General features: G+C 70.2%; 10 protein-coding genes. All 10 read right to left on the bottom strand.

All coding sequences use genetic code 11. The features are described 5' to 3' along the window. Positions 1-381: hypothetical protein (locus ACTIFU_RS09170; RefSeq protein ID WP_439578000.1), on the bottom strand; the 381-nt coding region annotated here is incomplete at its 3' end. Positions 382-393: 12 nt separating this feature from the next. Further along, complete coding sequence (locus ACTIFU_RS09165) at positions 394-702, bottom strand: ATP-binding cassette domain-containing protein (RefSeq protein WP_439577999.1); 309 nt, start codon at positions 700-702, stop codon at positions 394-396. Positions 703-853: 151 nt separating this feature from the next. Further along, positions 854-1,102, bottom strand: coding sequence for a hypothetical protein (locus tag ACTIFU_RS09160; protein WP_439577998.1), 249 nt, complete (start codon positions 1,100-1,102; stop codon positions 854-856). Then, positions 1,102-2,520, bottom strand: coding sequence for a M28 family metallopeptidase (locus ACTIFU_RS09155; protein ID WP_439577997.1), 1,419 nt, complete (start codon positions 2,518-2,520; stop codon positions 1,102-1,104). Before ACTIFU_RS09155 ends, ACTIFU_RS09160 begins: the two co-directional genes overlap by 1 nt. A 15-nt stretch (positions 2,521-2,535) precedes the next feature. Further along, a complete protein-coding gene (locus ACTIFU_RS09150; protein ID WP_439577996.1) occupies positions 2,536-3,726 on the bottom strand; it encodes an amidohydrolase family protein in 1,191 nt (396 codons plus the stop codon). Positions 3,727-3,738: 12 nt separating this feature from the next. Then, positions 3,739-4,713, bottom strand: a complete 975-nt coding sequence (locus ACTIFU_RS09145; RefSeq protein WP_439577995.1) for an oligopeptide/dipeptide ABC transporter ATP-binding protein — start codon at positions 4,711-4,713, stop codon at positions 3,739-3,741. After that, positions 4,683-5,702, bottom strand: a complete 1,020-nt coding sequence (locus ACTIFU_RS09140) for an ABC transporter ATP-binding protein (protein WP_439577994.1) — start codon at positions 5,700-5,702, stop codon at positions 4,683-4,685. The genes ACTIFU_RS09145 and ACTIFU_RS09140 overlap by 31 nt, the downstream gene beginning before the upstream one ends. Positions 5,703-5,706: 4 nt before the next feature. Continuing rightward, entirely contained in the window at positions 5,707-6,597 is an 891-nt protein-coding gene (locus tag ACTIFU_RS09135) for an ABC transporter permease (protein ID WP_439577993.1), read from the bottom strand. Beyond that, on the bottom strand, positions 6,581-7,558 hold the full coding sequence (locus tag ACTIFU_RS09130; protein WP_439577992.1) for an ABC transporter permease: 978 nt from the start codon (positions 7,556-7,558) through the stop codon (positions 6,581-6,583). Before ACTIFU_RS09130 ends, ACTIFU_RS09135 begins: the two co-directional genes overlap by 17 nt. A gap of 21 nt (positions 7,559-7,579) precedes the next feature. Beyond that, on the bottom strand, positions 7,580-9,262 hold the full coding sequence (locus tag ACTIFU_RS09125) for an ABC transporter substrate-binding protein (protein ID WP_439577991.1): 1,683 nt from the start codon (positions 9,260-9,262) through the stop codon (positions 7,580-7,582). Between the last annotated feature and the right edge of the window lie 52 nt (positions 9,263-9,314).

The raw sequence follows: 9,314 nt of genomic DNA, 5'->3' as shown, positions 1-9,314 counted from the left end.
CTCGGCGTCGATCCGCACCTGCTGCAGACCATCTTGCAGCAGCACATCACCGATCTGCTGACGGAGGAAGCCGATCGCTTCGATCCCCCAGGCCTCGGCGGAGATCGGCAGCAGGACCCGTGAGCATGTGCGGCGGCGCATGGGCGCGATGCTGCGCCCGCCGCCGCAGCTCACGGTCTCGGCATGGGCGGAGCGGCACCGGATCCTCGGCAGCCGCGCCTCCTCGGAACCGGGGCCCTGGCGGACCAGCCGCACGCCGTAGCCGAGCTCGGCCAGGATCGCGCGCGCCCGGTCATGTGCCACTGTCCAGTCGAGCAGCCCGCTCCGACGCCGCCGCATCTGGCCGAGTAGGATGTTCTCGGTGACCGTCAGGTCGGGCACCAGCGTGTCGTGCTAGTGCACCATGCGGATGCCCAGCGCCTTGGCATCGAGCGGCGTGCGCAGCACGACGGACGCACCGTCGATCAGGATGCGCCCGGCATCGGCGGTGAGCGCACCGCTCAAGATGTGCGTGAGCGTGCTTTCCCCCGCGTTGTTCTCGCCGACCAGGGCGTGAATGGCGCCGGCCTCGAACGCGACGCTGACGCCGCGGAGCGCCCGCGTGGCGCCGAAGGACTTCTCGATCTCGTGTGCAGCGAGCGCCGGCGCGTCACCGGCAACGGCACGCGCGTCTTGTCCCTGGAGTCGCGTGGACGTCCTCATCTCCCTGCCCCGGCGCTGTTGCTCGGCGCCTTCCCGTCTTCATCCATGGGATCGGGCTGGCGGCGGCAACCCGACGGCGCGCGACCTCAGCGGGATGAACGGCTGGACCCCGCGGCTGGACCCCGCGCGGCCCGGCGGCGGTGACACGACGTCATCTCCCGAGCGCGCGGGCCGCAGCCGAGAGGGAAGCTGCCGCGTCGCGCAAGGCCGACGCGATCCGGTTGCGCGCGCGCCACGCCTCCACCGCGCGGAACCGGGCGCGGTCGCTGCCGGGCTCCGCCGCGGCCAGGTCGCGGATCGGCTGCAGAGCCGACCACACCGGCAGCGGCAGCGCGGGCGGGTGCGAGAACACGAGCCCGTCATTGTAGTCGATCGGCACCAGCGCGCGGGAGGCGCGCATCAGCGCGGCATTCGCCTCCGCGAGCCCCGGCGCATCTGCGTCTGCGGCGGGGACCGCGCGCGCCGCGTGGCGCGCTGCCTCCGCAAGCGTGACGAGCCCTGCGACCGGGAACCGGTCCCCAAGCGCCTGCGCGATCGGTGTGAGTTCGGCGAGCAGGCTTTCCACCGTCGCCGCGTGGTCGAGCGGCAGCAGCGGCTCCGACAGTAGCAGCCAGCAGGCGCGCAGCAGGACGCGGGTGTCGCGCACCAGGTGGACCTCGTCGATCTTGTCCAGCCGAGCTTGTTACGCGCGCGGGCATGGCTGTCCGGCTGCTCGCTGATCGCGCCGAACATCGACGGGATGCCGATGCCGCCGAAGCTCTCGTCGGAGTTGCGGGCCTTGCGTGAGCCCACATAGGCGACAGGCGTCTCGGCATTGACCGCCTGCGCCGCGACGGCGCGCAGCGACGCCATGGCCGAGGCATGCGCGAGTTCAGTCGCACCCACCCCGCCCAGGCTGTCCACGTTCACATGCGCGGCGCAGCGGGCTTCCAGTTCGTCCCGGTAGCGGTCGGCGTACCACGTCGAGCCCGAGTAGCGCCCGTGCGAATGGCCCGACCAGAAGCAGATGCGCAGGCCGCGCTTCCACTCGCCGCGCCGCATCGCCAGCACCCGCGCCGCCTCCATCATCCCGGTATTGGCCGAGCCGTTGTCCATCACCCCGTAGTGCCAGGTGTCGTAGTGACCCGACATCATGATGAACGGCCCGCCGGCGTCGGACGGTGCATCGAGCTCCGCGACCAGCAGCGGCGTCTTGCGCCAGCCGGTATCCACCTCCGCGGTGAGCGTCACCACCGGCTGCTCGCCGCGCGCAAGCGCGTCGCGGATCGCTCCGCCATCGGTCGCGGAGACCGAACAGGCGACCGTGCTCGGTATCTCGCCCAGGAACCGCTCCGCCGGATTGCCCCACACCCAGGAGAGGCACATCTCGTGCAGGTGGTCGTGGTGGCTGATGTGCAGCTGTCCCACCGCGCCGCAGCGATGCGCGCGCTCCGCGGTGGCGGGTGTGGCCATGCCCTCGATCAGCAGGATCTTGCCGCGGAGGTCGCGCCCGACGATGTCCGCCTCGCCGCAGCTGCCGACATAGGCCGGCACGCCCGAAAGCCCGGACGAGGGCTGCGAGAAGGAATGGGTGATCGCCGGCACCGCCCGCCCGTCCACGGTGACGGACGCCTTGCCGGGCAGGCTGATATAGGCGTCATGCAGCAGCAGCTCGACGCGATAGCCGTAGTCGCGCATCCGCGTTTCGAGGAAGCGGAACGCCTCCAGCTCCTCCGGCGTGCCGGACAGCTTCACCCAGCGCGCGATCTCACGCAGGTTCGCCATCATCTCCGGGCCGCTCACCGTATCGGCCAGCGTATTCGCCAGCAGCTCGTCCATCGTCCTCTTCCCTTCTCAGCTACGCTTCACAACCACGCCGCGCTTGACCACCAGGCGGTGGTTTGCGGCGAGGCCGGCGGCACGGATATCGTCCAGCGGATCGCCGGCGACGAGCAGAAGGTCGGCCACGTGCCCCTCGGCGATGCGCCCGCGATCGGAGAGGCCCAGCAGATCGGCCGCAGCGGAGGTCGCCGAGCGCAGCACATCCGCCGCCGGCAGCCCGGCTTCGACCATCAGCGCCAGCTCGAAGGCCGAATCGCCATGCATGTTGTATTGCGTGCCGGCATCCGTCCCCATCGCGATCTTTCCGCCGGCAGCGTGGAACATCCGCAGGCTCTCGCGGTGCCGCTCGCGCGCCCACTCCGTCTTCTCGACGATATGCGCCGGGATCGTGCCGCGGTGGCGGTTCTGCAACGTCCAGTGACCGACCGACAGCGTCGGCACGAGATACACACCGTGCCGCACCATCAGCGCGACCGTCTCCTCGTCGAGGAACTTGCCGTGCTCGATCGAGGTCACGCCGCCGAGCACCGCGTTGCGGATGCCGCCCGCGCCGTGTGCATGCGCCGCGATCCGGCGGTTTCGTCGCTTCGCCTCGGCGCAGGCGGCGGCGATCTCGGCTTCGGTGAACTCGGCGGCCGAGGGGTCGCTGCTGGCGGTGGCGACGCCGCCGGTCGCCATCAGCTTGATCAGGTCCGCACCGCCCTTGATCTGCTCGCGCACCGCCTTGACGAGCTCGTCCGGGCCGTCGGCCTCGCGGCCGATCTTCCCTGCGTGGCCGCCGGTCATGACGATGATGTGGCCCGAGCACAGGATGGTCGGCCCGACCAGGTCGCCGCGGTTGATCGCGTCGCGCACGCTCATCTCGATGAAGCGGTAGCCGCCGACGTCGCGCAGCGTCGTGATCCCGCCCATTAATGCCGATTGCGCGGCCTTCAGGCCGTGCAGCGCCATGGTGGCGGCGGGCAGCGTGGTCACTGGGCCGAGCTGATCGGGGCCTCCGGTCAGCATGAGGTGCATGTGGCAGTCGATGAGCCCGGGCAGCAAGGCTTGGCCGGCGCAGTCCTCGACGTCGCCCGCGAAGCCGGCGAACTCGCCCTCCGGTGCGACGCGCGCGATCCGCCCACCCTCGACCAGCACGGCGTGGCCGTCGCGCAGGCGGTCGCTGCCGTCGAAGATCCGCGCGCTCCGGTAAAGTGTCGCCATGCGGGTTCTCTCCTAGACGAGATGGCAGGCGACGCTGCGCGCCGGCGCAACCTCGCGCAACTCGGGTGGCTCGTCGGCACAGCGGGCCACGGCGAGCGGGCAGCGTTCGGCGAAGCGGCAGCCGCGATGCGCGCGCCGCGCGTCGGAGATGTTGCCCTTGATCGGCAGCGGGCCGCGCGGCTGGTCCACATGCGGTACCGGCACCGCGGCGATCAGCGCGCGGGTATACGGGTGCAGCGGCTCGGTCACCACCGCGGGCGTCGGCCCGTCCTCGACGATAGTGCCGAGATACATCACGAGGGTGCGCTGCGCGACGTAGCGCACGAGCGCGAGGTCGTGGCTGATGTAGATCGCCGTCAGCGCGAAGCTCTCCTGGATCTCGCGCATCAGATTCAGGATGCCCGCACGCACCGACACGTCGAGCATGGAGACCGGCTCATCCGCCACGATGAAGCCGGGATCGAGGATCAGCGCGCGGGCCAGCACCACGCGCTGCAACTGCCCGCCGGAGAGCTGGTGGGGATACTTCTCCAGGAGGTCGCCGATGCCGCGCATGTGCACGCGGTCGAGCGCGCGGCGGATGCGCTCCTCGTGCTCTGTGGCGGCAATCCCGGCGTTGACCAGCGGCTCGGCCAGTGAGCGCCGCACCGTCAGGCGGGGGTTCAGCGCGTCGAACGGGTTCTGGAACACGAGCTGCGCGCGCTTGCGGAACTCGCGCAGCGCCGGCCCGCGCAGCGTTGCAAGCTCCGCCCCGTCAACCTCGACGGTCCCGGCGCTCGGCTCCTCCAGCTTCAGCAGCAGCCGCCCCGTCGTCGTCTTGCCGCAGCCGGATTCGCCGAGCAGCCCGACCGCATCGCGCGGCGCGAGATCGAAGGAGATACCGTCCACCGCACGCACTGCCGGGCGCTCCCCGCGCAGCATCTGCGCGAGGCTGCGGCGCAGCGGGAAATGCTTGGTCAGTCCACGGATGCGGAGATGGCTGCCCATCGCTCCGGTTCCTTCGCCTCCTCGCGCAGGGTTGCGGCCTCCGCGGCGCGCAGGCAGGCGGCGACGTGGTCGGGTCCGACCGGCACCAGCGGCGGGTCGGTGTCGCGACAGGCTCCCACTGCGAAGGGGCAGCGCGCGGCGAAGCGGCAGCCCGCCGGCGGATCGCGCAGATCGGGCGGATAGCCGCCGATCGGCACCAGCGTGTCGGCGGCGCGCGCGAGGTCGGGGAAGGCGTTGGTCAGCCCCATGGTGTAGGGGTGCACCGGGCGTTCCAGCACCTCGGCGACCGGCCCGGACTCCACCACCTGTCCGGCATACATCACCACCACGCGGTCGCAGACATAGGCGACGACGCTGATGTCGTGCGTGACGAGAATCACCGACAGCGACAGCCGCGCCTGCAAGTCGCGCAGCGTGTCGAGCACCTGTCGCTGCACGATGACGTCGAGCGCGGTCACGGGCTCGTCGGCGATCAGCAGCGCCGGATCGAGCGCGAGTGCGATCGCGATGCCGACGCGCTGGCGCATCCCGCCGGAGAACTGGTGCGGATAGTCCTGCTGCCGCGCCGGATCGAGCCCGACCATGTCGAACAGCTCGGCAATCCGCGCCCTGGCGCGGGCGGACGGAACCCCGCCGCGCACCCTCAGCACCTCGGCGATCTGGTCGCCGACGCGGTGCACAGGATTGAGCGCGTTCATCGCGCTCTGCGGCACGAAGGCGATGCGGCGCCAGCGGATGTCGCGCCATTCCGCCGGCGTGGCGTGGACGAGGTCCGTGCTGCCGAACTGCATGCGCCCGCCGGTGATGCTCGCGGTGCGCGGCATCACGCCGGTGAGCGATCGCGCGAGCGTCGTCTTGCCGCAGCCGGACTCGCCGACCAGCCCGACCACCTGGCCCGCGGGTACGTCGAACGTGCCGCGGTCCACCGCCTTCACCGCGCCGCCGCGCGCGGCGTACTCGATGCGAATACCGTCGAGCGAGAGCAGCATCGCCTCAGTCCCGGAGCTTGGGGAACAGGATCTCCTCGTAGCCGCGGCTGATGAAGAAGCCGGCGACGACGACGAGGACGATGCACACGCCGGGCGGCACGAACCAGTTGTACGAACCGCGCGAGAGCGCCTGCGAGCTGTAGGCGTCCTGCAGCATGTAGCCCCAGGACACCACGCTCGATGGCCCGAAGCCTAGGAAGGAGACCGACGCCTCGGTCAGGATCGCCCAGCCGATCGCGATCGAGCCGTAGAGGAAGGACAGCGGAAGGATGTTCGGCGCGATGTGCACGAACAGGATGCGCCAGGTGGAGGAGCCGGTAACCCGAGCCGCCTCCACGAAGGCGCGCTCGCGCACCGTCAGCACCTGGCTGCGGATGACGCGCGCGGTGTTGGGCCAGAGCAGGATCGCGATGGAGAGCACGATGTTGCTGGTCGAGGCGCCGAGGAACCCGGCCAGCACGATGACGAAGGGCAGGAAGGGCACGCCGAGTGCGACGTCGGCCAGGCGCATCAGCACGCTGTCGATCCAGCCGCCGAAATAGCCTGAGACAAGGCCGATCAGCGTGCCGATCGCTACCACGACGACGGCGGCGGCGAGCCCGACGATCAGCGCCGCCCGCGTGCCGATCACGAGCTGCGAGAAGATGTCCCGCCCGAGATTCGTTGTCCCCAGCGGATGCGCGGGGCTCATGCCGAGATTGGAGAGCAGGTCGCCGTCCTCGTCGAACAGGATCTCCAGCGGATCATGCGGGCGGATGACGTCGGCGAGCAGCGCGACGACGACGAACACCGCGTAGATGGACAGGCCGATAACGGCGAAGGCGTCGCCCGACGGGATGCGCAGCGCCCCCGCCAGCCGCGCGAGCGGGCCGGGCGCGTCAGTTGCGCGCGGCATGGGTCACGCGCGGGTCGAGCACGGAGTAGAGCAGGTCGGCGATGAAGTTCATCACCACCAGCACCACGGTGATCAGCAGGAAGGCCCCCTGCGCCAGGGGGTAGTCCGACGCCGCGACAGCGGTGACGAGCACGCGCCCGAGGCCAGGCCAGGAGAATACCGTCTCCACCACGACGTTGCCGCCGACGGTGGCGCCGATGCCGAGCGCGAAGGCCGTCACTACCGGCAGCAGCGCGTTGCGCGCGGCGTGGCGCAGCACGATCCGCCGCTCCGGCAAGCCCTTCATGCGGGCCATCGTCACGTAGTCCTCCTGCATCACATCGAGCATGTTCGAGCGCATCAGCAGCAGTGGCAGCCCCTGCAGGTAGAGCGCGAGCGTGAGGCAGGGCAGCGCCATGTGGTGCAGGAAGTCGAGCGACAGGATTCGCGCCAACTCGCTGTCATACCGCGCACCTGGGCTGTTCGCACCGCCCGAGGGGAACCAGCCGAACCCGAAGCCGAACACCGCGAGCAGGATCATGCCGAGCCAGAACTCCGGTGCCGCCCTCACCGTCAGCACCGCCGGCACGGCGGCCGCCTCCACCCAGCTGCCGCGCCTCCAGGCGAGCCAAGCGCCGGTCAGCACGCCGAACAGATAGGCCAGGAGCAACGCGGAGACGGTCAGCACGAGCGTGTTCGGCAGGGCGGAGGAAAGGATCTCGATCACCGGCCGCTGCTGGAAGAAGGACTGCCCGAACTCGCCGCGCACGAGATTGGCGAAGTAGATCAAGTACTGCTCCCACAGCGGCTTGTCCAAGCCGAAGGCGGCGCGAATCTGATCCTGCTGCTCCATGGTGAAGGTCGGGTCGATGAAGGCGGAGGTCGGGTCCGCCGGCATCAACCGGAACATCAGGAACAGCAGGGTCGCGACCACCCACAGCACGAGCAGCGTCTGCAGGAGGCGCGACGCGAGGTAGGGCATCGTCCCGCGTCGCCGCCCGGACTACTGAAGCGGCTGCAGCGTTTCCTGCCGCCCCGCAGGATAGTGCAGCCGGCCGTTCACCACGCGATAGCCGGCCTCTTCGAGGATCTGCCGTGCCTGCTGGATGTTGGCGCGGTGCTGGTCGGGCAGGTGCCACGCCGTCAGGGCCGCCGAGACATGGCTATTCGCCGGCACCGCGAAGCCGTTCCACGCCGCCTGCACCATCAGGTTCCGGTTGATCGTGGTCATCAGCGCGCGGCGGAAGTTCACGTCGTCGAACGGTGGGCGGCGCAGGTTGGGTGCTACGAAGCGGAAGCCCATGTCGGTCGCGGCCGCCACCTGGATCGCCGGCGACTGGCGCGACAGCGCCTGCAGCAGCGCCGGGTCACCGCGGTAGTCGGACAGGAAGTTGATCTCGCCGCGGCGGAGCATGCCGAGTGCCGCCTCGGTGTTGGTGACGATGCGCATGATCCAGCGGTCGAACTTCGGCGGGGCGAAGTGGTCGGCCACCTTCTCCAGAAGCACCTCCTCGTGCAGGCGGAAGCGCGCCACCTTGAACGGGCCCGAGCCGATCGGCATCGGCTCCTGGTAGCTCTCGGCGTTCTGCGGCGTCCCCTCGAGCCGCGCGAGCACCGGCTCCCACACATGCTTGGGGATCAGGTTGATCTTGGCGAGTGTGGCCGTCAGGAACGAGGAGGAGGGCTGGCGCAGCGTGAAGCGCACCGTGTCGTCGCCGCTCTTCTCCATGCCGGCGATGTTGATCACGAAGGGCCGGTACATCGGCGACTTGCCGCCGGCCGGCGCCTGGAAGGAGAAAATCACATCGTCCAGCGTCATCGGCTGCCCGTCATGCCACTTGAGGCCCGGGCGCATCTTCACGTCCAGCGTGGTCGGATTGACGTAGGTGACGCTCTCCGCCGCCCATGGGCGCGGCAGGCCGTCGGGGCCGACGCGCATCAGCCGGTCCCACACGAGGTCGGTCACCCAGCTGTCGATCGCGCCCGAGATGTAGAGCGGGTTGATCGCGTTGAGCGCCTCGGCGGCATTGCAGATCAGGTCGCGCTGGGCCCCCGCGGGCTCCGCACCGCTGAACGTCCAGAAGTTGCGCTGGCCGATCCCGGCCTGGTCCACCACCGTCTCGGGGCGGATGATCTGCGCGTTGAACGCCACGACGTTCTGCGGATAGACGAGGAAGAGATAGGGCACGTCGCGCATGATGATCTGCTGCGCCTCGTTGATCAGCGTGCGCCGCCGTTCTTGATCGAGTTCGCGGCGTTGCGCTTCCGCCACCGCGTCGTAGGCCGGGTTCTGGTAGCCGACGAAGTTGAAGCCGGTTTCCCGCGTCGAGGAGTGGAACAGGTTGTAGACCAGCTCGTCCGGGTCGGAGCGCTCGGGTCGGCCGACCATGCGCCACATCGTCGTGTCCCAGCGGTCGCGGTTGCGCCAGACGATGTCCGAGAGCTGCGGCCGCGGCAGCCCGCGCACCTCGACGTCGAGCCCCAGCTGCCGCCACGCCTGCGCAACAAGCTGCGCGGCCTGGAACTCCTGCGGGTCGGACGCCTGTGCCGCGGAGGTCAGCACGATGCGGCGGATCGGCCCGCCCGTCTGCTGCGCGAGCGCGGGCGAGTCGAGCGCCGCAGCGGCGGCCAGTGACGTGCCGCCGAGCAGCAGCGCACGGCGGGAGAGGAACGCGGTGAGGGTCATCGGTGTCTCCTGTCGCAAGCGTCGTGTCCGCGGGTGGCGGGTACGATCGCTC

The sequence above is a fragment of the Elioraea sp. genome (genome assembly GCF_051860475.1).
Taxonomy (GTDB): domain Bacteria; phylum Pseudomonadota; class Alphaproteobacteria; order Acetobacterales; family Acetobacteraceae; genus Elioraea.
This window is presented reverse-complemented; position numbering and strand designations above follow the sequence as displayed.

What these genes read in the sequence shown, in the direction of transcription:
- ACTIFU_RS09165 (WP_439577999.1), bottom strand. Translation starts at nt 702, where the DNA reads ATGAGGACGTCCACGCGACTCCAGGGACAAGACGCGCGTGCCGTTGCC.
- ACTIFU_RS09160 (WP_439577998.1), bottom strand. Translation starts at nt 1,102, where the DNA reads ATGCGCGCCTCCCGCGCGCTGGTGCCGATCGACTACAATGACGGGCTC.
- ACTIFU_RS09155 (WP_439577997.1), bottom strand. Translation starts at nt 2,520, where the DNA reads ATGGACGAGCTGCTGGCGAATACGCTGGCCGATACGGTGAGCGGCCCG.
- ACTIFU_RS09150 (WP_439577996.1), bottom strand. Translation starts at nt 3,726, where the DNA reads ATGGCGACACTTTACCGGAGCGCGCGGATCTTCGACGGCAGCGACCGC.
- ACTIFU_RS09145 (WP_439577995.1), bottom strand. Translation starts at nt 4,713, where the DNA reads ATGGGCAGCCATCTCCGCATCCGTGGACTGACCAAGCATTTCCCGCTG.
- ACTIFU_RS09140 (WP_439577994.1), bottom strand. Translation starts at nt 5,702, where the DNA reads ATGCTGCTCTCGCTCGACGGTATTCGCATCGAGTACGCCGCGCGCGGC.
- ACTIFU_RS09135 (WP_439577993.1), bottom strand. Translation starts at nt 6,597, where the DNA reads ATGCCGCGCGCAACTGACGCGCCCGGCCCGCTCGCGCGGCTGGCGGGG.
- ACTIFU_RS09130 (WP_439577992.1), bottom strand. Translation starts at nt 7,558, where the DNA reads ATGCCCTACCTCGCGTCGCGCCTCCTGCAGACGCTGCTCGTGCTGTGG.
- ACTIFU_RS09125 (WP_439577991.1), bottom strand. Translation starts at nt 9,262, where the DNA reads ATGACCCTCACCGCGTTCCTCTCCCGCCGTGCGCTGCTGCTCGGCGGC.